The 23,777-nt window shown below is 55.4% G+C and carries 22 protein-coding genes; 17 read left to right on the top strand and 5 right to left on the bottom strand.

Translation table 11 applies throughout. The features are described 5' to 3' along the window. The first annotated feature begins 74 nt into the window (after positions 1 to 74). Together AC3WS9_RS03370 and fhuF are read left to right on the top strand one after the other, a co-directional pair. A complete protein-coding gene (locus AC3WS9_RS03370; protein WP_492486716.1) occupies positions 75 to 1,139 on the top strand; it encodes a GGDEF domain-containing protein in 1,065 nt (354 codons plus the stop codon). A gap of 98 nt (positions 1,140 to 1,237) precedes the next feature. Beyond that, positions 1,238 to 2,026 carry a siderophore-iron reductase FhuF gene (gene fhuF / locus AC3WS9_RS03365; RefSeq protein WP_282493453.1) on the top strand — a complete coding sequence of 263 codons (789 nt, stop codon included), beginning with the start codon at positions 1,238 to 1,240 and terminating at the stop codon, positions 2,024 to 2,026. Between the two features lie 74 nt (positions 2,027 to 2,100). Here the strand turns inward: fhuF and AC3WS9_RS03360 are convergent, their stop codons facing one another. Continuing rightward, positions 2,101 to 3,444: a PTS sugar transporter subunit IIC gene (locus AC3WS9_RS03360; RefSeq protein WP_492486714.1), complete on the bottom strand. Its 1,344-nt coding sequence runs from the start codon at positions 3,442 to 3,444 to the stop codon at positions 2,101 to 2,103. Positions 3,445 to 3,772: 328 nt separating this feature from the next. On the opposite strand from AC3WS9_RS03360, the gene AC3WS9_RS03355 reads away from it, so the two are divergent. Beyond that, complete coding sequence (locus AC3WS9_RS03355) at positions 3,773 to 4,231, top strand: YbaK/EbsC family protein (protein WP_282493452.1); 459 nt, start codon at positions 3,773 to 3,775, stop codon at positions 4,229 to 4,231. A gap of 34 nt (positions 4,232 to 4,265) precedes the next feature. Here AC3WS9_RS03355 and bglJ read toward each other — a convergent pair whose 3' ends face one another. Next, entirely contained in the window at positions 4,266 to 4,886 is a 621-nt protein-coding gene (bglJ, locus tag AC3WS9_RS03350) for a DNA-binding transcriptional activator BglJ (RefSeq protein ID WP_492490297.1), read from the bottom strand. Positions 4,887 to 4,897: 11 nt separating this feature from the next. Continuing rightward, positions 4,898 to 5,620, bottom strand: coding sequence for a helix-turn-helix transcriptional regulator (locus tag AC3WS9_RS03345; protein WP_282493451.1), 723 nt, complete (start codon positions 5,618 to 5,620; stop codon positions 4,898 to 4,900). Between the two features lie 393 nt (positions 5,621 to 6,013). Between AC3WS9_RS03345 and AC3WS9_RS03340 the strand changes: the two genes are divergently transcribed. The 9 genes from AC3WS9_RS03340 to opgB all read left to right on the top strand — a co-directional run bounded on the left by AC3WS9_RS03340 (position 6,014) and on the right by opgB (position 13,529). Continuing rightward, positions 6,014 to 6,790: a threonine/serine exporter family protein gene (locus tag AC3WS9_RS03340; protein WP_492486711.1), complete on the top strand. Its 777-nt coding sequence runs from the start codon at positions 6,014 to 6,016 to the stop codon at positions 6,788 to 6,790. Then, entirely contained in the window at positions 6,781 to 7,254 is a 474-nt protein-coding gene (locus AC3WS9_RS03335; protein WP_282493449.1) for a threonine/serine exporter, read from the top strand. Before AC3WS9_RS03340 ends, AC3WS9_RS03335 begins: the two co-directional genes overlap by 10 nt. A gap of 65 nt (positions 7,255 to 7,319) precedes the next feature. Continuing rightward, positions 7,320 to 7,961 carry a TetR/AcrR family transcriptional regulator gene (locus AC3WS9_RS03330; protein WP_282493448.1) on the top strand — a complete coding sequence of 214 codons (642 nt, stop codon included), beginning with the start codon at positions 7,320 to 7,322 and terminating at the stop codon, positions 7,959 to 7,961. A gap of 41 nt (positions 7,962 to 8,002) precedes the next feature. Beyond that, complete coding sequence (locus tag AC3WS9_RS03325) at positions 8,003 to 8,455, top strand: MarR family winged helix-turn-helix transcriptional regulator (RefSeq protein ID WP_492486708.1); 453 nt, start codon at positions 8,003 to 8,005, stop codon at positions 8,453 to 8,455. Positions 8,456 to 8,539: 84 nt separating this feature from the next. Further along, positions 8,540 to 8,968, top strand: a complete 429-nt coding sequence (locus AC3WS9_RS03320; protein ID WP_492486706.1) for an organic hydroperoxide resistance protein — start codon at positions 8,540 to 8,542, stop codon at positions 8,966 to 8,968. A gap of 149 nt (positions 8,969 to 9,117) precedes the next feature. Beyond that, a complete protein-coding gene (dnaT, locus tag AC3WS9_RS03315; RefSeq protein WP_282493446.1) occupies positions 9,118 to 9,657 on the top strand; it encodes a primosomal protein DnaT in 540 nt (179 codons plus the stop codon). Between the two features lies 1 nt (position 9,658). After that, a complete protein-coding gene (gene dnaC / locus AC3WS9_RS03310; RefSeq protein ID WP_282493445.1) occupies positions 9,659 to 10,396 on the top strand; it encodes a replicative helicase loader DnaC in 738 nt (245 codons plus the stop codon). An 84-nt stretch (positions 10,397 to 10,480) separates the two neighbouring features. Further along, on the top strand, positions 10,481 to 10,966 hold the full coding sequence (locus AC3WS9_RS03305) for a YjjA family protein (protein ID WP_095280647.1): 486 nt from the start codon (positions 10,481 to 10,483) through the stop codon (positions 10,964 to 10,966). A gap of 271 nt (positions 10,967 to 11,237) precedes the next feature. After that, positions 11,238 to 13,529 (top strand): phosphatidylglycerol--membrane-oligosaccharide glycerophosphotransferase, encoded by a 2,292-nt coding sequence (gene opgB / locus AC3WS9_RS03300; RefSeq protein WP_492486703.1) that lies wholly within the window; start codon positions 11,238 to 11,240, stop codon positions 13,527 to 13,529. 171 nt (positions 13,530 to 13,700) lie between these two features. Here the strand turns inward: opgB and tsr are convergent, their stop codons facing one another. Beyond that, positions 13,701 to 15,371, bottom strand: coding sequence for a methyl-accepting chemotaxis protein (gene tsr / locus AC3WS9_RS03295; RefSeq protein ID WP_285145583.1), 1,671 nt, complete (start codon positions 15,369 to 15,371; stop codon positions 13,701 to 13,703). A gap of 239 nt (positions 15,372 to 15,610) precedes the next feature. Between tsr and AC3WS9_RS03290 the strand changes: the two genes are divergently transcribed. The 5 genes from AC3WS9_RS03290 to AC3WS9_RS03270 all read left to right on the top strand — a co-directional run bounded on the left by AC3WS9_RS03290 (position 15,611) and on the right by AC3WS9_RS03270 (position 21,047). Next, entirely contained in the window at positions 15,611 to 16,513 is a 903-nt protein-coding gene (locus AC3WS9_RS03290) for a helix-turn-helix transcriptional regulator (protein ID WP_285145584.1), read from the top strand. Positions 16,514 to 16,725: 212 nt separating this feature from the next. Then, positions 16,726 to 18,879: a carbon starvation CstA family protein gene (locus tag AC3WS9_RS03285; RefSeq protein ID WP_095280643.1), complete on the top strand. Its 2,154-nt coding sequence runs from the start codon at positions 16,726 to 16,728 to the stop codon at positions 18,877 to 18,879. 96 nt (positions 18,880 to 18,975) lie between these two features. Next, positions 18,976 to 19,179 carry a YbdD/YjiX family protein gene (locus tag AC3WS9_RS03280; protein ID WP_282493440.1) on the top strand — a complete coding sequence of 68 codons (204 nt, stop codon included), beginning with the start codon at positions 18,976 to 18,978 and terminating at the stop codon, positions 19,177 to 19,179. A gap of 10 nt (positions 19,180 to 19,189) precedes the next feature. Next, entirely contained in the window at positions 19,190 to 20,143 is a 954-nt protein-coding gene (yjiA, locus tag AC3WS9_RS03275) for a GTPase (protein ID WP_492486700.1), read from the top strand. Positions 20,144 to 20,501: 358 nt separating this feature from the next. Continuing rightward, positions 20,502 to 21,047 carry a YfaZ family outer membrane protein gene (locus AC3WS9_RS03270; protein ID WP_282493438.1) on the top strand — a complete coding sequence of 182 codons (546 nt, stop codon included), beginning with the start codon at positions 20,502 to 20,504 and terminating at the stop codon, positions 21,045 to 21,047. A 131-nt stretch (positions 21,048 to 21,178) separates the two neighbouring features. On the opposite strand, the gene AC3WS9_RS03265 is transcribed toward AC3WS9_RS03270, so the two are convergent. Beyond that, complete coding sequence (locus AC3WS9_RS03265) at positions 21,179 to 23,740, bottom strand: penicillin G acylase (protein ID WP_492486698.1); 2,562 nt, start codon at positions 23,738 to 23,740, stop codon at positions 21,179 to 21,181. Positions 23,741 to 23,777: the final 37 nt, after the last annotated feature.

The following is a 23,777-nucleotide window of genomic DNA, read 5'->3' as shown; positions in this document are numbered from 1 at the left end:
TAATTTCGCAGTTTTTGACTCACATCGGCAGCCATTAGTTTGATTTAATTCAGCATTACTAAAAAAATACCGACATGACAGCACAATCCTGGCGTTCATTACGTCACAAGAAATATCAGTTATCTTTACGTTTATTTTTGTTCCTGAACACCGTGTCAGCGCTTTTCACTGTGCTGAATCCGCTGTACACCGTGCATACGCTCACCCTGCCCGTCGCGCTCATTTTCACGCTCAGCCTGTCGCTACTCATCTGGCACTGGAAAAACAAAACCCGACAGATCAATATTCCGCTGATTTCACTCATCTTTGGTGGCATCTGGGCCTGGCATATTGCCTGGAAATTTATGCATATCACGCAGGATCCGTTCACCTTTCTTCTGGTGGCGTTGCTGAGCGTGTTGTTTATTGGCTCGCTGGCATTCGCCAGTGATATCAAGGCGTTTACCATTCATTCTCTGCCGACGTTTCTCGTTTGTCTGTGGTTTAGCCCTCCTGAACACTGGCCGCGCATCGTCTACTCTCTCGCCCTGCCGATGATTGGGATTGCGATCCATCACGTCATTCAAAAGCGTAACGACCGCTTTGCCCAGGACCTGCTCTACCGGCTGCTTGAGGAGCGAGAAACGCTGAACGATCTGAGTATGATGGACCCACTCACCGGTCTGTATAACCGCCGCGGCCTGCAGAACCGGCTGGAGAACCTCCCGACGCTGGAACATGGCGAGCACTTCGTCCTGCTGCTCGATATCGACCATTTCAAAGCCTACAACGATCACTATGGCCATATGATGGGCGACCAGGCGCTGATTCGGGTTTCCGCCGGGATCCGCGACGCGGTACGTTCAAGGGATATCGTCGCCCGCTTTGGCGGAGAAGAGTTTATGGTGCTGCTGACCAGCGTCACGCTCGATCAGGCGCGCCAGACCGCAGAGCGCATTCGCCAGAAGGTCTACGACCTGAAAATCCCCCATATGTTTAATGAGAGCGTGGCGACAAACGTCACCATCAGCATCGGCATCGCGATTTATGAGTCAGAAGATATCGAAGGGGCGCTCGAAAAAGCCGATAAAGCGCTGTACGAAGCCAAGCACATGGGACGCAACAATATCCTCTTTAGCCCTGAGCTGCAGGCAGGATAAGCCCCGCATCTCGCTTTGCTGACAAAAGGCTTGCGATCGGTTTACTCTATAGCTAGGATTGGCAATCATTATCATTTAGATTCCTATCCTGATTCCCTATGGCCACACGTTCCGCGCAAATCGTTGATCCTATCCTCTGGCGAGCCCCGCTCTCAGCCGGGCGTACGACGCTTGCGGATTCCGTACGGGAAACCATCGCCGAGCATCGCGCCTACCTGCTGGATTTCATCAAGCTGGATGAAGCGCATCCGCACCAGGCGATGACGCTCGACCAGTGGCGTCGCCCGGCGGAAATGCAGTCCTTGTTAGCAGTCTATTCCGACCATATTTATCGTAACCAGCCCAACCTCGCGCGGGAAAACAAACCGCTACTCTCCCTGTGGGCGCAGTGGTATATCGGCCTGATGGTGCCGCCGCTGATGATCGCCCTGCTAACCCAGGACGCGGCGCTGGATCTTTCCCCGGAACATTTCTTTGTCGAATTTCATGAGACCGGCCGTGCCGCCTGTTTCTGGATTGACGTGCATGAAGACAGGAATGCCACGGTGCTGTCCGCGCAGGAGCGGATGGAAACGCTGGTGACGCAGGCACTCATTCCGGTGGTGAATGCGCTGGAGGAGACCGGAGAGATTAATGGCAAGCTTATCTGGAGTAATACCGGGTATTTGATTCACTGGTATCTGACGGAGATGAAAGCGGTGCTGGGTGATGAGACCGTCGATGCTCTGCGCCAGTCCTGCTTCTTTGCCAAACAGCTCTCAAATGGTCAGGATAACCCGCTGTTCCGCACCGTTGTGCCGCGCGACGGGCTGCTGGTGCGTCGCACCTGCTGTCAGCGCTATCGCCTGCCAGATGTGCAGCAGTGTGGGGATTGCACGCTGAAATAACTGGAGTCCCCTCTCCCACAGGGAGAGGGGGCAAACACTAAAAACGGCAACTTGCGTTGCCGTTTTGCTTTTACCTAGGCCACCTGCTGACTATCCTCTTCCGCACGCTGTGCTTCTTCAGCTTCCTGCTCCAGAAGCTGCTTCTCGTACACTTTGAAGAACGGGTAGTAGATGATAGCTGAGACCAGCGCCAGCAGAATCACCAGCACCGCCGCACGGAAGTCCCAGCCCAGCGCCCACGCAGCCCCAACCGGAGCCGGAGCGGTCCACGGCACCACTGAAATCACGCGTCCAATCAGATCCAGCTTCATGGCAGCCCATGCGAGCACGGCGTTGACCATCGGTGCCAGCAGGAACGGAATGAAGAACACCGGGTTCATGACGATCGGCGTACCGAAGATCACCGGTTCGTTAATGTTGAAGAAGCTTGGCACCACGCTCAAACGGCCAATGGAGCGCAGGTGCGCGGAACGGCTGCGCAGATAGCAGATCACCAGCCCCATCGTGGCGCCAGAGCCACCGATGACGATGAAGAAGGTCCAGAACGCTTCCATAAATATATGCGGCAGCGGCGCGCCCTGCGCCAGTGCAGTCTGGTTCATCCCCAGGTTGGTCAGCCAGAACATCTGCAGCATGCCTGAGACAATCGCCGCGCCGTGGATCCCGGCAAACCACAGCAGGTGGCCGATCAGCACCGCCAGCAGGATAGCAGGCAGAGAATCAGCCGCAGAGACCAGCGGTTTGAAGATGGACATGATCGCCTGAGGGATCAGCATGTCGAACTGGGACTGAATAAACAGGCTCAGCGGATAGAGCGTCAGCACCACGACCAGCACCGGAATCAGCAGATCAAAGGAGTTTTTGATCATCGGTGGAACCTGGTCCGGGAGACGAATACCAATGTTATGCGCCTTCAGGAAACGCATCATTTCCACGCAGTAGACCGCCACCAGAATCGCGGTAAAGATCCCCGTTCCGCCCAGGCTATCAACCGGCATCGCCCTTTTAGTTTTCGGTGCAGCCACCAGCAAAAACGCCATCAGCGACAGCATCGCGCACATGAACGGGTCGAGCTGATGCGACTTAACGTAATGCTTGCCCAGGTTGTAGGCAATCGCCGCACAGATGTAAATCGACATGATGCCCATGGTCATATCGAAAGGTGTGAGGATCTGACCTTCAAACTGTTTCGCCATATCCAGCCACGCGCGGGCAAAGCCCCAGGTGGTGTCCGGCGAGAAAGGCGGATAAGCAAACACAAGCAAGAATGATCCGACAATCATAAATGGCATCGCGGAAATAAATCCGTCGCGAATTGCCATCACGTGACGCTGGGATGAGATGCGCCCGGCGACGGGACTGACATAGTTTTCAACGAATCGGAAAATAAGATTAAACGCAGCATGGTTGGCAGACATTGTGGCTCTCCTGTCAGACGTTCAGTTTGGACGCAAACGCGCCACACGGTGTTCCACATATCAGTGTCACCACCTTGCCAGTTCGTTTACCAGCGGTACAGCTCGGACTGATTGGTTTCATAATCGACTCTTATTATGGGATACAGGGGAAGTTACATCGTCAGTATTAATCTCTCCCGTGCACTCTGCAACCGGTTACTGTAACCGGTTTCCGTGAATGTGAAGGCGATCCAGAAATCGGGTGAACAGGATATTTGTTACCTAAGAGATATTTACAGAGCATAATTTCTTATGACAGATTACGCAGGATATTTGTCAGGAGATAACAATGAGTTTGCAGTCTGTACGACAATTTTTTGCTGACAATGCCCCGGATATTGATGTCATCGAGCTTAGCCAAAGCACCGCAACGGTTGCGCTGGCCGCGGCCGCTCATCACGTCGAGCCGGGACAGATAGCGAAAACCTTATCACTGAAGGTCAAAAATGAAGTGGTACTGGTTGTCGCCAAAGGCGATGCACGCCTGGACAACAAAAAACTGAAAAGCGTGTTTGGCGCGAAAGCGCGGATGTTATGCAGTGATGAAGTGGTGACACTCACCGGACACCCTGTCGGCGGAGTCTGCCCCTTTGGCCTGGAGAATCCTCTGGCCGTTTACTGCGACATATCACTAAAACAATATGAGGAAGTGCTGCCTGCCGCGGGCTCCATCCACAGCGCCGTACGCATCGCGCCAGAGAGAATGGCAGAGCTGACGTCGGCGAAATGGGTAGATGTCTGCATTTGATCGTTGCGCCAGATCCCTCTGGCGCAGATACAGGCTATGACGCAGCCCGTAGCTGCGGCTCGCGCATCGGCAGATGCCCCAGAATGTCCGCCGCATCCAGAAGACCGACGTCAGAATTCACCCCAAGTTTGATCATCGCATTATATTTGTGAGCGCGAACGGTTTTGATATTACGCGCAAGCTGCTCCGCGATTTCAGGTATCGAAAAGCCCGCCGCCAGATACCGCAAAATGGCCCGCTCTGTTGGGCTGAGCATTCTGCAATGGCTCCCGTGCCAGTGGACGAACTCGTTGTTATTGACACTACCCGTTTCACTGAGCAGGGTGGCAAGCTGATTTTGCAGCTCCGCCAGCGATGCCGATTTACTGATAATCCCGTGCAGACGAGAAGGCGACAGCTGACCAATCAGCCTTGCCTCAGCGTCGTCTGCCGCCAGGATAATACGCTGTATCTCACTGTGTGAATAAGCCAGTTCACGCAGAGAAATCAGACAGTTTCTTCGTTCTTCTCGCGCATCTGAGAGCGAATAGATCACTGAGAAAAAAGGGGTTTGTGAAAAAGCCGTTTTAAAACTAGCGAAATCTTTAAACAGATGAAGTTGATATTGGCTTAATGGCGCGAGGGCAAAAAGGTGTTCAAGCCCTGCGGCGCTCATTGAGCATTGGTCTACGACAGCAATATCTCTTCCTGAGGCATTTGTTTCCATTCCTTTTGCTCTCCATAGGCTGAGATTAAATTCAGCTCTCTCATTCCCTGCGTGCTGTTGATCCAGGCGTACATTTCCGCATTACCGTGCAGTGATAACCGACGCATTGCGCTATTCTTTTGAGCACTGACGGTTTTATTGCTTTTTTTCAATAACGTCGCGATTTGGTTAATTCCCCAGCCTTTACCCAGAAGACGTAACACTTTACGCTCCGAGAGAGTCAGCATTATCGAGGCTTTATACTCTTCGCCACCGTTTCGCGGGTCAGGTGATAACAATGCCTGGCTTATCCGGTCTGAATATTCACTGCCCGCCCGGATGGCATTGACGACGCCTTCAATCGGCTCCATATCGGAAAGGAGAGTGCTTTCAGGGCGCACCAGGAACTCAACGGCAAGGGGGTACAGGGCGCGCGAGACCAAAAATATCCAGTGGATATCCCGATATTGGCTCAATAATAAATAATAGTGTTCAAGTGCGCCGCGTGGGTCGACGTAATCCCCTGAAATATCCGCAACCACCACAGAGGCGCGATTTAGCTGCTGTAATGTCAGCTCATCCTGAGAGCGGCTAGAGACCACATCATATTCAGGAAAATGATTAGTCATCACGCCAACGAGACCGGTTTGCATTACCGGAATTTTACTTATAACGATCCCAAACTTTCCTTTTACAGGTGACATAGACCCTCCGAATCCATTCTTGATTTAATTTTATGGCATTTAATACGAATACATAGCGCTAAAGCAGGTGTCATCCCGACGCTGAATTAATTAGTACAGGTTATATTAACAGGAACAATTATAATCCAGAAAACACTAAAGCAGCGAATAATATAGTACAAAAAACAGCATAACATAATACTCAATGCGTAAAATATTAATGAGAATAAACTAAATTAATAAATTATATATTTAATAGATTGGCATTCATAAAATAAATAAAAACGCCGTGGGATCCCCTCGCCCCAACTGATTGCACAAATGTTGATCTGACCCAGAGCCAGACGGGCCGCGGTTTGTGCTAAAAGTAAACATTCAGGGGCAATCTGGCAGTTCTCATTTTCAGGGCAACAAATGCAGGCAGATCAGTCGTCACAACGCGCCGCCACGCGACTATGCATCCAGTGCGGCCTTTTTTTATTGCAACACGGTGCGGAAAGCGCCCTCGTTGAAGAGCTGTCCACACGTCTGGGCCTGGCGCTGGGGATGGACAGCGTCGAGAGTTCGATCTCCTCAAACGCTATCGTGCTGACCACCATTAAAGATGGGCAGTGCCTGACGTCCACCCGTAAAAATCAGGATCGCGGCATCAATATGCACGTGGTGACGGAAGTGCAGCACATCGTGATCATGGCCGAACATAAGCTTCTGGACCAGGCCTCCGTGGAGAAACGATTTAACCAAATCAAGCCGCTGCGCTATCCGCGCTGGCTGGTAGTGGTCATGGTCGGGCTCTCCTGCGCCTGTTTTTGCAAACTAAATAACGGCGGATGGGACGGTGCCGTGGTGACCTTTTTCGCCAGCGCCGTCGCCATGTATGTGCGCCAGTTGCTGACGCAGCGCCACATGCATCCGCAGATCAATTTTTGCATCGCCGCGTTTGTCGCCACGACGGTTTCCGGCCTACTGCTACGCCTGCCCGTTTTCGTCAACACACCGACCATCGCCATGGCGGCCAGCGTCCTGCTGCTGGTCCCCGGCTTCCCGCTGATAAACGCCGTTGCCGACATGTTCAAAGGGCACATCAACACAGGCCTGGCGCGCTGGGCGATTGCCAGTTTACTCACCCTCGCCACCTGTATCGGCGTGGTGATGGCGATGACACTCTGGGGGCTGCGCGGATGGGCATAATCGAGTTTTTACTGGCACTGGCGCAAGACATGGCGCTGGCCGCCATTCCCGCCGTCGGTTTTGCGATGGTCTTCAACGTGCCGCATCGCGCCCTGCCCTGGTGTGCGCTGCTCGGCGCGATCGGCCACGGCTCACGGATGGTGATGATGACCGCCGGGTTTAACATCGAGTGGTCAACATTCATGGCGTCAATGCTCGTCGGCAGTATCGGCATTCAGTGGTCGCGCTGGTATCTGGCCCATCCGAAAGTCTTTACCGTGGCGGCGGTGATCCCGATGTTCCCCGGAATCTCCGCCTATACGGCGATGATCTCGGCGGTGAAGATCAGCCACTTCGGCTACAGCGAACCGCAGATGATCCTGCTGTTAAGCAATTTCCTCAAAGCCTCGTCCATCGTCGGCGCGCTCTCCATCGGCCTGTCGATCCCCGGTTTGTGGCTCTACAGAAAGCGTCCGCGCGTTTGAATTTGTGTTATCCCGCTGCCATGGCGATAATCCCTGCATTCTGTTTGGCGATGTAAGGAGTGGCAGTGGCTAACCCTGGCAGCGAATTCCCCGACCACCATGATGATTCCAGCCTGAAGGACAAAATTTTTCAGAGCGCGATTACCCTGTTTGCCGAATACGGTCTGAACGGCGCGCGCATGGAGCAGATTGCCGAGAAAGCTGGCACCACCAAACGCATGGTGGTTTATCACTATAAAAACAAAGAGAACCTCTATCTCCAGACGCTGGAGTACGTCTACACCCAGATCCGCGCCAGCGAAAAGCAGCTTAGCCTGTCAGGGCTTCCGCCCGTCGAAGCGCTGGTCCATCTGGTGGAAGCGACCTTCGACTATCACGCCGATCACCCGGATTACATTCGCATCATCTGCATGGAGAACATGCAGCGCGGCCGCTTTATGCAGCAATCCAGCTACCTGCGTCAGGTTAACCGCAGCGCGCTCGAACTGCTGGAAGCGATTCTGCAGCGCGGTAAAGAGAAGCAGCTGTTTAACCAGACCGTTGATGCGCGCGATCTGCACCGCCTGATCAGCAGCTTCAGTTTTCATTACGTCGCCAACAGCTACACTTTCACCCTGCTGTTTGAAGACGGTGCCGATGAGCAAGCCCAGCGCCAGCACTATCGCAAAATGGCGGTGCAGGTGGCCCTTCGCTACACCTGTCCTTAAAATCGCTTGCAATTAAATCGCGCACTACCTATATTCACTTCATGAACGCGAATACGAACGACACCACCGCTGCGCTGATGCTGGATAACCAGCTCTGTTTTGCCCTCTACTCGGCAAACCTGGCGCTCAATAAGCTGTACCGGCAACTGCTGGCACCGCTTAACCTGACCTACCCGCAGTATCTGGTGATGCTGATTTTGTGGGAGCAGGATGACATCACGGTGTCGGAGATTGGCGAGCGTCTGTTCCTGGATTCCGCCACGCTCACCCCGCTGCTGAAACGCATGGAAAGTGCCGGTTTGCTTGTCCGTCAGCGCTCGCGCCAGGATGAGCGCCAGGTCGCTGTCACGCTGACAGACGACGGTCGCGCGCTCCAGCAGCAGGCAAAAAATATCCCTGAGGCCGTCGGCTGTGCCGCGCAGTGCGATGCGGATTCCATGCTCGCGCTCAAGCAGCAGCTCGAGCAACTGCGTCAGCAGCTCCATCGCGCCTGAGGCTATAGTTAATTAGATTCTGTTTACCCATATATATCGTGCACTATTTAATAGCACGCATAACCGTAAGATGAGGAACCTGCCATGTCTTTAGAAAAAGTTGTTTATACCGCCAAAGCCAAAGCCACCGGAGGCCGTGATGGCCGTGCGACCTCTTCCGATGGCGTCCTGGACGTCAAACTGGGCGTACCGAAAGAGATGGGCGGCATGGGCGGCGACGTCACTAACCCAGAGCAGCTGTTCGCAGCGGGTTACTCTGCCTGCTTCCTGGGCGCGATGAAGTTTGTCTCTGCCCGTGACAAAATCGCCCTGCCAAAAGACGCGTTTATCGAAGGCGAAGTGGGTATCGGTCCATTGCCGACCGGTTTTGGCATCGAAGCCAAACTGAACATCCACGTGCCAGGCATGGACGAAGCGGAAGCCAAAAAACTGGTCGACGCGGCGCACATCGTTTGCCCGTACTCCAACGCCACCCGCGGCAATATTGATGTGACCCTCAACATCATCGCGTAATTATTGCCGGATGGCGCTGCGCTTATCAGGCCTGCTCAGGTAGCCCCGGTAAGCGCAGCGCCACCGGGGAAATCCCCCTCCGTCCCCCCTTCTCTCTGTGCTACTATGACCCCATATCACGACGTCGTATTCCAGTAGAGAAAGTTGTTATGTCATCCAGACTCCTGACCACCAGCGTCGCCGGTATCGATGCCTTTGTGCGCGATCCTCGTGGCGTCTTAGCCAAAGCCGATGGCGGCACCCTTGCCGTGTTTGCCGACAACGCGCCTGCGTTTTACGCGATCACGCCTGAACGCCTGGCCCAGCTTCTGGATATTGAGGCGCGTCTGTCGCGCCCGGCCAGCGACGTCACCTTAGACACCCAATTCTTTGAAGAGCCGACCAGCGCGCCGGTTGCCGTCCCGATGGGCAAATTTGCGATGTACGCTGGCTGGCAGCCGGACGCGGATTTCCAGCGTCAGGCCGCCCTGTGGGGCATCGCCCTGACGCAGCCCGCGACGCCGGAAGAGCTGGCGGCGTTTATCGCTTACTGGCAGGCCGAAGGCAAAGTATTCCATCATGTGCAGTGGCAGCAAAAACTCGCCCGCAGCATGCAGATCAACCGCGCCAGCAACGGCGGCCAGCCTAAGCGGGATATCAACACGATTTCCGAACCCGATAATCAGATCCCACCAGGATTCAGAGGATGATATGAAAAACGTCGGCGACCTGATGAAACGTCTGCAAAAAATGATGCCTGCCAACGTGAAGCCCGCCTTCACCTCGGGCGAGGAGCTGCTGGCCTGGCAAAAAGAGCAGGGAAAAATGCGCTCCGAAGCCCTGACGCGCGAAAACCGCGCCATGAAAATGCAGCGCACTTTTAACCGCTCGGGCATTCGTCCGCTGCACCAGAACTGCTCCTTCGATAATTATCGCGTCGAAAACGACGGCCAGATGATGGCCCTCGCCAAAGCGCGCCAGTATGTCGAAGAGTTTGACGGCAGCATCGCCAGCTTTATCTTCAGCGGCAAACCGGGCACCGGCAAAAACCACCTCGCAGCGGCGATCTGCAACGAACTGCTGCTGCGCGGGAAATCGGTATTAATCATTACCGTCGCGGACATCATGTCGGCGATGAAAGATACTTTCAGCAATCGCGAAACCACGGAAGAGCAGCTGCTGAACGATCTGAGCCATGTCGATCTGCTGGTGATCGACGAAATCGGCGTCCAGACCGAATCCCGCTACGAAAAAGTGATCATCAACCAGATCGTTGACCGTCGCTCCTCGTCGAAGCGCCCGACCGGTATGCTCACCAACCATAAAGCAGAAGATATGACCAGGCTGCTGGGCGAGCGCGTGATGGACCGTATGCGCCTCGGCAACAGCCTGTGGGTGAACTTCACCTGGGACAGCTACCGCGATCGCGTCACCGGCAAAGAGTATTAGGATATTTCCAGGAATGGCGCGCCTTGCGCGGGTATATACTGAAGCCACTTCCAGCCCAAAACGGGCCACTTTTGAGTTCATTTTATGAAAAAGCATATTCTTCTCAGCACAGCATTCAGCGTCGTTCTGCTCACCGGTGCCGCCCACGCGGCGTCATGGCAAGACTCTTTGTCCAGCGCAGCCAACGAGCTGAGCAAAAGCAGCGGTAGTTCCCAGAACGGCGGTCTGTCCGCATCGTCTCTCACCAGCCTGTTAGGCGGCAGCAATCAGAGCCTGAGCGCGGGCACCATGAACAACGCGGCGGGTATTCTGGGCTATTGCGCGAAACAGAAGCTGGCCTCGGTCACTGACACCCAGAACATCAAAAACCAAGTTCTCGATAAGCTGGGCCTGGATACGCAAGAGCAGAAACAAGACACCAACTACATGGACGGGATCCAGGGCCTGCTGAATGCCAAAGACGGCCAGCAGCTGAACCTGAGCACCCTCGGCGACTCCGCGCTGGCGAAGCAGGTGAAAACCAAAGCCTGCGATCTGGTGCTGAAACAAGGCGTTAATTTCCTCTCCTGATCCATCCCTTTTTCTGCCACAACAGGCCGCGTTTGTTAGGTTAATCTGGCAACGCGGCGTCAGACTCGTTTTTTGCTCATCTTCTTACGTCTCAGCACCCGTATAACGCGATGCGACGGCGATCAAAATTTCTACTTTCTAAACCAAATCCTAACAACAGCACATTTTAGTGACACTAGAATTGCAGCTATGTGACTTCGCCATTAAATTGTATTAACCAAAAAATAATCAGTTAGCCAGCTAAGTGACTGGCGCTATTGAGGATAAGCTGTTGTCAGAGTTTATTTCCCTTGCCCTGTTCCTGGCTTCCATTGGCATCTATGCCTGGAAAGCGGGTCGCAACACCTGGTGGTTTATTGCCACGTTACTGGTGTTGGGGATTTTTATTGTTTTGAACATTACCCTGTACGCCAGCGATTACTTTACCGGTGACGGTATCAACGACGCCGTGCTCTATACGCTCACCAACAGCCTGACGGGCGCAGGAGTTAGTAAGTACATACTTCCTGGTACCGGACTGGTGCTGGCGCTGGTTGCGGTGTTTGGCACCCTCGGCTGGGTGTTGCGCCGTCGCCGTCATCTTCCGCATCATATGGGTTACAGCCTGCTGGCTCTGGTGCTGGCGCTCGGCTCCGTTGATGCCAGCCCAGCGTTCCATCAGATCACCGAGCTGGTGAAATCCCAGTCCCGCGACGGCGATCCAGATTTCACGGCATATTACAAAGAACCGTCGAAAACCATCGTTAACCCGAAACTGAACCTGGTTTATATCTACGGCGAAAGTCTGGAGCGCACCTATTTCGATAACGATGCCTTCCCGAATCTGACGCCGGATCTCGGCCCGCTGAAAGACGAAGGGCTGGATTTCAGCCACACGTCGCAGCTGCCGGGCACCGATTACACCATCGCCGGGATGGTCGCCTCCCAGTGCGGCATCCCGCTGTTCGCGCCGTTCGAGGGTAACGCCTCGGCGTCGATGTCGAGCTTCTTCCCGCAGAATATCTGCCTCGGCGACATCCTGAAAAACTCCGGCTACGAAAACTACTTTATGCAGGGGGCCAACCTGCGTTTTGCCGGGAAAGACGTGTTCCTGAAATCCCACGGCTTCGACCATCTCTATGGCGCAGAAGAGCTGAAAACCACGGTTCCGGACCCGTCCTACCGCAATGACTGGGGCTTTTACGACGACACGGTGCTGGACGAAACCTGGAAGAAATTCGAGGAGCTGTCCAAATCCGGCAAACGCTTCTCGCTCTTCGCCTTAACCGTCGATACGCATCACCCGGACGGCTTTATCTCGCGCACCTGCGAGCGCAAAAAGTATGACATCAACGGCAAGACCAATCAGTCGTTCAGCGCCGTGACCTGTAGCCAGGAACATATCGCCGCGTTTATCAATAAAATCAAAGCCTCGCCGTATTTCAAAAACACGGTGATCGTGGTTTCTTCCGACCATCTGGCGATGAAAAACACCGCCTGGGACGAGCTGAACAAACAGGATCGCAGCAACCTGTTCTTCGTGATGCGCGGCGACCAGCCTCAGCAGGAGGTCATCGCCACCAAACGCAACACCATGGATAACGGCGCGACGGTGCTGGATATTCTGGGCGGCGATAACTTCATCGGGCTGGGACGCAGCACGCTCTCCGGCCAGTCCCTCTCCGAAGTGTTCCTCAACATGAAAGAGAAGATTCTGGCGTGGAAACCGGACGTGATCCGCCTGTGGAACTTCCCGAAAGAGATGAAAGATTTCACCATCGACCAGCAGAAAAACATGATTGCCTTCTCGGGCAGCCATTTCCGCCTGCCGCTGCTCCTGCGCGTATCGGATAACCGCGTCGAACCGCTGCCGGAGAGTGAATACTCCGCGCCGCTGCGCTTCCAGCTGGCCGACTTCGCCCCGCGCGATAACTTCGTCTGGGTTGACCGCTGCTACAAGATGGGCCAGCTGTGGTCTCAGCCGCTGTCGCTTTCCACAGACTGGTGCGTCTCCCAGGGTCAGCTCGGCGGCGAACAAACCGTCCAGCGCGTCGATAAAGATCAGTGGAAAGGCAAAACCGCGTTCAAGGATACGGTGATCAATACCGACCGCTATCAGCGCAACGTGGATCTGCTGAAAGTGGTGGATAACGATATTCGCTACAAGGCGGACAGCTTCGTGTTTAACGTGGCGGGTGCGCCGGAAGAGGTGAAGCAGTTTAGCGGTATTTCACGCCCGGAATCCTGGGGACGCTGGTCTAACGCGCAGCTTGGCGACGAGGTGAAAATCGAATACGCCCAGCCGCTGCCGGAGAAGTTCGATCTGGTGATCACCGCCAAAGCCTTTGGCCCGAACGCCAACAAACCGATCCCGGTGCGCATCGGCGACAAAGAGCAGACCATCACCCTCGGCAACGATGTTACGACTACGACGCTGCATTTCGAGAACCCGTCGCGCAGCAATACGGTCGTGATTGTGCCGCCAGACCCGCAGTCGACGAACGAGGGCAATATTCTCGGGCATTCACCGCGCAAGCTGGGGATTGGGATGGTTGAAATGAAGGTGGTTCAGACCGGCGTATAAACTTGTAGGCCGGGTAAGGCGAAGCCGCCACCCGGCAACAAACGATTGTGCGGCCTAAAAACGCCCGGTGGCGCTGCGCTTACCGGGCCTACAAAGGACCACGCATTTCCGCCACCCGGCAACATAACAGACGACTCAAGCGCCCTTCCTGAACAGGGCGCTTTTTTTACATCAGAAGGTTTCCCAGTTCTCACTGGACGCGGTCGTCGCGGCAGCGGCTTTACGCCCCTTCGCCGTCACCACCGGCGTTTTCAACCCGCCGTTATCGCGTGATTTCTGCTGCTCCTGCTGAATGCGGAACACCGCCACCGCCTGCGTCAGACGGCTCGCCTGCTCTTCCAGCGCGGCGGCTGCCGCAGCGGACTCTTCCACCAGCGAGGCGTTCTGCTGCGTCACGCGGTCCATCTCTGCAACCGCCAGACCCACCTGGTCGATACCGCGGCTCTGCTCATCAGACGCAGAGGCGATTTCGCCCATAATGTCGGTCACGCGGGTCACCGCATTCACGATTTCGCCCATGGTTTCGCCAGCGCTTTCGACCAGGGTTGACCCCAGCTCGACGCGGCCCACGGAGTCTTCGATCAGGCTCTTGATTTCGCGTGCCGCCTGGGCGCTACGCTGCGCCAGGTTACGCACTTCACCTGCCACCACCGCAAAACCACGGCCCTGCTCGCCCGCGCGTGCTGCTTCGACGGCGGCGTTCAGCGCCAGGATGTTAGTCTGGAAGGCAATCCCGTCGATCACGCTGATGATGTCAGCGATTTTCTGCGAACTGCCCGCGATGTCACGCATGGTTTGCACCACGTTATCCACCACTTTCCCGCCCTTCTGCGCGGTCTCGGACGCGCTCAGCGCCAGATTGCTCGCCTGGCGGGCGTTTTCGGCGTTCTGCTTCACGGTCGCGGTCAGCTCTTCCATGCTGGCAGCCGTCTCTTCCAGAGAAGCCGCCTGCTGCTCGGTACGGGAAGAGAGATCGTTGTTGCCGACAGAGATTTCGCTCGCGCCGCTGTAGATCGCATTCGCGCCGTTACGCACATCGCCAACGGTGCTCACCAGCTCGCTCTGCATGTGACGCAGAGTGTCCGCCAGCTGGCCCATCTCATTGGTGCCTTCGACGTCAATACGCTTCACCAGATCGCCGCTGGCGATATGACGAATGCTGTCGATCAGACGATTCAGCGGGGAGATCAGGGACTGCTTGATACCCAGCCAGACGCCGACGATCACCACCAGCACCGCGATCAGCACGCTGATCAGCACCCAGATCGCCTGAGTGTACGAGCTGTTGCTGTCGTCCACGGCAGTCTGATACAGATGATCGTTCTGCTGCAGGTAATTCACGTACTGCTTCTCAAAACCATCCTGATAGCTCTGGGTCGGCTGATCGAAGAAGTCGTTGATTTTGCCCGCGCCCAGCAGCTGGATAAGCTCGGCCAGCGCACCGTGATAGATATCGTAGTTGCGCTTGATCTCCAGAGCGGCAGCGTCGCTCTGACGCGGATCGCGCGGCAGTGCTTCGTAATCAGCCCAGTTTTTCTCCGCCTGCTTCAGGGAAGCGGACGCAATCTGCATCAGTTCCGCAACGGTGGCGCCGCTGCCGATGTTGCTCTGATCCATCATGTAACGGATACCCGCGCGGTTCAGGGTATTACGGGTTTGCAGCAACGCGACCCAGCTGCCGTTAAGCGTGGATTGTTGCTGGCGAATAGTTTGTAGGACAGTGAAGTTTTCTTTGTCATGCTTCAGGGCATTGAAGAAAAGTCCACCGGATGTCAGTTGTAACAGGCCGAAAATAGCCAAAACCAGCAACAAGCTGGTGACAATCTTGATACGATTTAACATGTTTTCTCTTTCCATCAGACAGATAACAGAATTTTCGGCCTGGTTAGAGAAAACTTTACGAAAATCGTGTTGATGATTTGAACATTTACGGAGGATTTCGCAAAAAACTATTAATGTTTATCCTAAATCGCGCCGTTATATATTCCATAAGATAAATTTTATCTCTGTTCCACTGACATATTCTGTCAGTGAGATCCTTATTCTGCAGAGATTTTCACCGCACTAAACGGGAATATAATATGACAACTCCAGCCCGCAGCCGCTCGGCTGAACGACTCGTCGATATTCTTATGGAGCTGCATTTAAACGGTGTGGTTAACCGTCGCGACTTGATGCATAAATTTAAAATTACCGAACGCACGGTATATCGCGATCTCAATGCTCTCGCCCCCATTGTTCAGCACACGGGAAATGGCCTGTATCGTCTGATTCACGCCCAGCAAAACGCCAGCGGCCAGGGGCTGCACAACGCCGTCGCTAACCTATTGAATGCGGATAACTATTTTCCTGACCGCGGCACCGCCTTCTGGCAGAGTCTGGAGGCGCGCGTCGAAGAGAACCATATTCTGATCCTCAGCAACGACGCCGAACACACGGTTCAGAATGATATTCGTCGCCATCTGACGGCGATTGAGAAATCGATAAAAGAGCGGCACGTCTGCCAGATGGTTTATAAAGACAAAACGCGCCTGATTAATCCGTACAAATTAATTAACAAAAAAAATATATGGTATTTACAAGCTACGGAAAATGGCAGGCTGAAATCGTTTTCATTAAGTCAGATAAACTGGCTGGATATTCAAAAAGAGACCTTCACGCCGGATGCCGATACGGCAGAATTACTTGAGAAGAATCTCGACCCCTGGGTGAGCGAAGATACTTTCGAAGTGAAAATATTTACCAACAATATTATTTCGCACTACTTCACCCGCCGGGACCTGCTCCCGGACCAGGAGGTAATTGCGGAAAGCGACGACGGTGTGACGATCCGCTGCCAGGCGGCGCACGAGAATCAGATCCTGCCGCTGATCTTCTACTGGCTGCCGAACATTCAGGTGCTGGAGCCACAGTGGCTGCGGGACAAACTCTTTGAGACCCTCGAAGGCTACATGACCACCGCGCCTGCCGAGGTGCTCGAATAATCAGTGTGATCTCAATCACATAAACCAGCCCGCTGGCGGCGAGCCTGAACCACTCGCCCCAGCCTTTGACCGCTTACCCACAGCAATCAACCACTCACCCATTTACCGTCCTTTACACGCGCGACGATCTGGCAAGATCGCCACAGCATTAATCAATACCTCCTCAAAATGAACTCAGGCCCTTTTTCCAGTTAAAAAAACCAGGTCTAACTATGGATACGAAAAAACTACTTAAGCACGTACCCTGGGCGCTCCTCGGGATCCTCGGTGCTTTCTGTCTGGCGGTTGTCGCATTACGCCGGGGCGAACACGTCAGCGCCCTGTGGATCGTGGTCGCGTCGGTTTCCGTCTATCTGGTAGCGTACCGCTACTACAGTCTTTACATCGCGCAGAAGGTCATGAAACTCGACCCGACGCGTTCCACTCCGGCGGTCATTAACAATGACGGCCTGAACTACGTGCCTACCAACCGCTACGTGCTGTTTGGTCACCACTTTGCCGCGATCGCCGGTGCTGGTCCGCTGGTTGGGCCGGTGCTTGCCGCGCAGATGGGCTATCTGCCTGGCACCCTGTGGCTGCTCGCGGGCGTGGTGCTGGCGGGTGCGGTGCAGGACTTCATGGTGCTGTTCATCTCGACCCGCCGTAACGGTGCTTCTCTGGGTGAGATGATCAAAGAAGAGATGGGCCGCGTGCCGGGCACCATTGCCCTGTTCGGCTGCTTCCTGATCATGATCATCATCCTTGCTGTGCTGGCGCTGATCGTGGTGAAAGCCCTGGCCGAAAGCCCGTGGGGTGTGTTCACCGTCTGCTCGACCGTACCGATTGCGCTGTTCATGGGTATCTACATGCGCTTTATCCGTCCGGGCCGCGTCGGTGAAGTGTCGGTGATTGGTATCGTGCTGTTGGTCGCTTCCATCTACTTCGGCGGCATCATTGCGCACGACCCGTACTGGGGCCCGGCGCTGACCTTTAAAGACACCACCATTACCTTCGCCCTGATTGGCTACGCGTTTATCTCTGCGCTGCTGCCAGTGTGGCTGATTCTGGCCCCGCGTGACTACCTGGCGACGTTCCTGAAAATCGGTGTGATTGTCGGTCTGGCGATCGGTATCGTGATCATCAACCCGGAACTGAAAATGCCAGCCGTGACCCAGTACATTGACGGTACCGGTCCACTGTGGAAAGGCGCGCTGTTCCCGTTCCTGTTTATCACCATCGCCTGTGGCGCCGTCTCTGGCTTCCACGCCCTGATCGCCTCCGGCACCACGCCGAAGCTGATGGCGAACGAAACCGACGCCCGCTTTATCGGTTACGGCGCAATGCTGATGGAATCCTTCGTGGCGATCATGGCCCTGGTGGCCGCGTCCATCATCGAGCCAGGTCTGTACTTCGCGATGAACACCCCGCCGGCGGGCCTTGGCATCACCATGCCAAACCTGCATGAGATGGGTGGCGACAACGCGGCGCTGATCATGGCCCAGCTGAAAGACGCCAGCGCTCATGCGGCGGCGACCGTCAGCTCCTGGGGCTTCGTGATCTCGCCTGAGCAGATCATGCAGACCGCGAAAGACATCGGCGAGCCGTCGATTCTGAACCGTGCGGGTGGCGCACCAACCCTGGCCGTCGGTATCGCACACGTGTTCCACAAAGTGCTGCCGTGGGCGGACATGGGCTTCTGGTACCACTTCGGTATTCTGTTCGAAGCGCTGTTCATCCTGACCGCGCTGGACGCCGGTACCCGTGCAGGCCGCTTCATGCTGCAAGATTTGCTCGGTAACTTCGTGCCGTTCCTGAAGAAAACCGACTCTCTGGTGGCGGGCGTGCTGGGCACCGCAGGCTGTGTCGGTCTGTGGGGCTACCTGCTGTATCAGGGCGTCGTCGACCCACTCGGCGGCGTGAAGAGCCTGTGGCCGCTGTTCGGTATCTCTAACCAGATGCTCGCAGCCGTCGCGCTGGTGCTCGGTACCGTGGTGCTGGTGAAGATGAAACGCACCAAATACATCTGGGTGACGGTGGTTCCTGCGCTGTGGCTGCTGCTGTGCACCACCTGGGCGCTGGGCCTGAAACTGTTCAGCACCAACCCGCAGCTGGAAGGCTTCCTGTTTATGGCTAACCAGTACAAGGCGAAAATCGCCGCGGGCGGCGGCGACCTGACCGCACAGCAGATTGCCAACATGAACCATATCGTGGTGAACAACTACACCAACGCCGGTTTGAGTATTCTGTTCCTGGTCGTGGTCTACAGCATCATCTTCTACGGCATCAAAACCTGGATGAATGTGCGTAACGCCGAAGGCCGTACGGATAAAGAAACCCCGTACGTTCCGGTTCCGGAAGGCGGCGTGAAGACCTCTTCGCACCACTAAAACCCTGGCGGGTGGCGCTACGCTTACCCGCCCTACACAGAACCTGTAGACCCGGATCGCTGCGCGCCACCGGGCTTTTTCTATCTGGATGGCACAATGTTTGGTAACTTAGGCGAAGCAAAAAAATACCTCGGTCAGGCGGCGAAAATGCTGATTGGTATTCCGGACTATGACAACTACGTTGAACATATGCAGACCAACCATCCGGATAAACCGTACATGACCTACAAAGAATTCTTCCGCGAGCGCCAGCAAGCGCGCTACGGCGGCGATGGCAAAAGCGGCGTACGCTGTTGCTAAAGGAGAGAACATGACCCCTATTGCAGTCACCCTGTTAACCGGCTTTCTCGGCGCGGGCAAAACCACCCTGCTGCGCCACATCCTCAACGAACAGCACGGCTTTAAAATCGCCGTCATTGAAAACGAATTCGGCGAAGTCTCCGTCGACGATCAGCTGATTGGCGATCGTGCCACCCAGATCAAAACCCTGACCAACGGCTGCATCTGCTGCACCCGCTCCAGCGAGCTGGAAGATGCCCTGCTGGATCTGCTCGACAGCCGCGATCGCGGCGACATCGAATTTGACCGTCTGGTGATCGAATGCACCGGCATGGCCGACCCCGGTCCGATCATCCAGACCTTTTTCTCCCACGACATTCTCTGCCAGCGCTATCTGCTGGACGGCGTGATTGCCCTGGTCGATGCGGTCCACGCCGACGAGCAAATGAACCAGTTCACCATCGCCCAGTCGCAGATTGGCTACGCGGACCGCATCCTGCTGACCAAAACCGATGTGGCCGGGGACTGCGAAAAACTGCGTGAGCGCCTGACGCGCATCAACGCCCGCGCGCCGATCTACACGGTCATCCACGGTGATATCGATCTCGCGCAGCTGTTCAACACCAACGGCTTTATGCTGGAAGAGAACATCACCTCGAAGCCGCGCTTCCATTTCATCGGCGACAAACAAAACGACGTGACCTCGATCGTCGTCGAGCTGAATTACCCGGTGGATATCAGCGATGTCTCCCGCGTAATGGAAAACCTGCTGCTGTCGTTTGCCGACAAACTGCTGCGCTACAAAGGGATGCTGTGGATTGACGGCGAGCCGAACCGCCTGCTGTTCCAGGGCGTGCAACGCCTGTACAGCGCCGACTGGGACCGTCCGTGGGGCGACGAAACGCCGCACAGCACCATGGTCTTTATCGGGATTCAGCTCCCGGAAGAAGAGATCCGCGCGGCCTTTGCCGAACTGAAACGCTGATCCCCGCACCAAACCGCCCTTTTATCCGGGCGGTTCCTGCAAAACCTGCGTAATAACGATTCGAGAAATGTAATTTTTCGTCATTTTCAGAACTTTTTTGAAATAATGAAAATCCTTATTAATTCACTCCTCATCATTATTTCCGCGATATTCAGGTTTCGTTTAGCTGATAAACAAAACGAAGTCTAAACGTGAAATGATTAATGATTGACGCGAGGGCAAACCAACCTTCTCTCAACAACAGCCGCATCAAAAATTAACAAAACCAGCATAAAACTGCGAGTAACGTCACATTTGCAGTCGTAAACATCGCTTGTTAAGGTGTCCTCAGATTAATTTGATGACGAGGAAATACACCATGAAAAAGATTAACTTCATTCTGCTTTCTGTTCTGACCGTAACTTCTGGCTCCGCTCTGGCAATGGGCGCTTCTATTGAGCAGGGTAAGAACTTCACCAATTTAAATATCGAAATGGGTAAATCCACCTCCGGTGTTTATGCCGAAAGTAACTGGCTGAAAAATACCGACGACGGCACCCAGACCGGTGGTGTTGGCGCAGGTTACAACCTGGAAGTGGGCCCGGCGATGCTGAATGCCGGTGCGAAAGCCATCTACCTCGGCCCGAAAAAAGGCGATAACGGCGTCGCATTCCCGGTCGGCGGCGGTGTGAACGTTGCCCTGACTGACAGCATCAACGTCTTCGGCGAAGGTTACGTGGCCCCTAACGGCCTGAACAACAGCGTGAAAAACTACGTTGAAGCCAACGGCGGCGTAAGCTGGACTCCAGTCAAACCTGTGACGCTGAAAGTCGGCTACCGCCACGTGAGCGTTGACGGCAAAGACGGTCGTCCAAACCACACCCTGATTGACGGCGCATACTTCGGCGGCGGCGTGAGCTTCTAAGGTTATTGATTGCCGGGTGGCGCTACGCTTACCCGGCCTACAATATCCAGATATATCAATGGCTTTGTCGTTGTGTAGGTCGGGTAAGCGCAGCGCCACCCGACAGCAAACGCACTCGGGCCATATCAGCCTCACCTGACATAATGCGGGTCACTTACGGTGACCTGCAAAATCTCCTGCGATTCCTGATTCGCACTCACCTCCTGCGGCGTTAACCACAGCGGCTTCCGGCCAAAGTTTTCGTACATTTTCAGCTGATCGTCATAGTGCTTATCCGGCGTTCCGTCCGGTGCCACAAATCCGCTTTGACCGGGCGCGACCACATCCCAGGCCAGCACCGGGCTTTTACCGGATGTCGGCGAGAAGACAATCATGTCATTTTCCGTCCCCCGGTTCTGATACTCGGCCTGATGACGCGCCTCTTTCGCCGCCGCCTGCGGTACGCCGAAGAAGTTATTCGCGCGGAAGGTCAGCGCCATCGCAGGCGTATTCCAGGTGTTGATATTCGTGCCGTAGCGCGTCGAGAGCGTCTGCCAGGCATCCTGCAAAGCGTCGAGGACCACCGCCTGCTGCGACTGCCCTGCAAACAGATCGACTTCCTGCGGGATCGCCGATTTTTCCCCCTCCAGCGCTTCAAACAGGATCTTGGCCCCAACGCTGATATTCAGCGAGCCGGTCGGCCCGTCCTGCGTCGTTTCATATCCGCTGGCGCTATACCAGGTGTTAAACGGTGCCGGAACAGCAGCCACCACCGTGCGTTTCAGCATGCTGGTCAGCCAGGCGTTCAGAATGGCGGACCCCGGTTGCTGGTACGTTTTCCCGTCCTCACTCATTACGTTTTGCCCGTCCCAGCTCGCCAGTGATCTCACCAGTTGCACCCGAGGATCGCTCTCTGGCAAGCTCGCCGTCGCTTTTTGCAGGGTCGGCAGGAACAGACGCAGATTCAGATCCTGACGGCTGGTTTTCTGGATCAGATCCCAGGCCTGCTCGTGGGTCAGCGTCGGCTGTTTGTCGATGAGCTGCGTGATCTCCGTGACGCGATCCGCCCCGCCCCACAAGAAGGCGAACAGATCCGACGCCGGATAATCTTTCTGCGGCGAGTTGTTCCAGTTGGCGATATACCCCGACTGCGGGTTATAGACTTTCGGATTCAGATCAAACGACAGCAGCCCCTGCCAGTCCCACTTTCCGGTGCCCGGCACCGGCAGACGCGGATCGTGCCCAGGCTGGCGTTTCGGGTACGCGCCACCGTGAACGTAGCCGATGTTGCCGTCGACATCCGCGTAGTACCAGTTGATCGTCAGGGCCTGCTTCGCCGCCTGCGCCGTCCAGCTCGGCCAGTCTTTGGCCTTCATCTGATGCGTCCACGCCAGCAGCGACGCGACCTCCTTCCCATCCCAGGCGCGCGCTTTGGCATAGGCGGTGTGGGTCGCCGGATCGGTTTTGATCACGTTCCCGTGCACAGTTCGCCAGACGGTAAAGGTCTCCGGCTGGCCGTCTTTCACGGCGATCGTCTCCTGCCGACTGAGCATTTTGACCCACTCGCCGTTATGCAGATACTCGCCTGGTTTTTGATCCGAGATTTGCTCCGCAAAGATATCCACATCGTCGCCGAACCCAGCCGTCGCGCCCCATGAGATATGCCCGTTGTGGCCAAACACCAGCCCCGGATAGGCGAACGGCGTGTTGCCGGTGACGTCATAGCCTGCGCCATGCAGCCCGATGCCATAGGTATACGCCGGGGCGTACCAGCCAAACTGCGGGCCGTTGACCATGATGGCTTTCGCGTCCTGCGCCTTTTTCTTGCCAATCACCCACATGTTGCTGGTCGTCGGATACCCGGCCAGGCCGTTGGCACCGCTGCGGGCAAACTGTTCAGCGATCGCTTTCCGATTCTGCCCGGCGGTGAGGGCCAGCAGCGCGCCGTCGTTGCCTTTGGCTGGGCGATCGAACATCGGCGCGGGGAGATCGTAGCGCGGGAGCAGCGCGGCGGTTTGGGTATTTTTGAGATCAAAGCTCAGCGGGTAGTGACTTTCCCCGGCGGCGATCGTAGTCGGTGCCGCCGGATTCACCAGCCATTTCAGCTGGTTAAACACCCCTATCCCTTTCTGCGCGCCATATTTATCTTTCAGCGCCGTCAGCAGCGCCAGGTTGTCGATTTCGCTGGTGCTGTCAGAAAAGCGGTTTGCCATGGTACCGACAAAAACCATCGCCACATCAAAGGGCTGCCAGTGTCCGGGCTTAAAACCAAACTCGGCAAACTGCGCGGGCAGTAGCTTGCCAGGGTCGGCGTTCACTTTATCAATCCAGGCATTCATCCCGTCGGCATAGCCCTGCAGGATCGCTTTGTCATCAGTAGACAGCGCGGCGATCTGCGCGTGAATGGAGGCCGGCCAGTAGTTCTGGCGGATATCTTTATCAAAACTCACAAAGGATTTTCCGAGCACCTCGGACACCGTGCCCTGGGTGCTGCGCCGCGCCATCTCCATCTGGAACAGGCGATCCTGCGCCACCACGTAACCGTAGCCGTAAAAAAGACGATACGTATCGTCGGCGTAAATATGCGGCATGCCGTAGTTATCGCGAACGATCTTGACCTCTGTCGGGGCGGTATTTGCCAGAGCAGCGATGCTCCAGCTCAGCGTCAGGGAAGCCACAACACAGTTCACGATCATACGATTTGTATTTTTCATTGTATCCTCTTGCAGGTGTATGATTCTCGATTTGATA

The sequence above is a fragment of the Lelliottia sp. EB106-05-01-XG201 genome, assembly GCF_058791735.1.
This window is presented reverse-complemented; position numbering and strand designations above follow the sequence as displayed.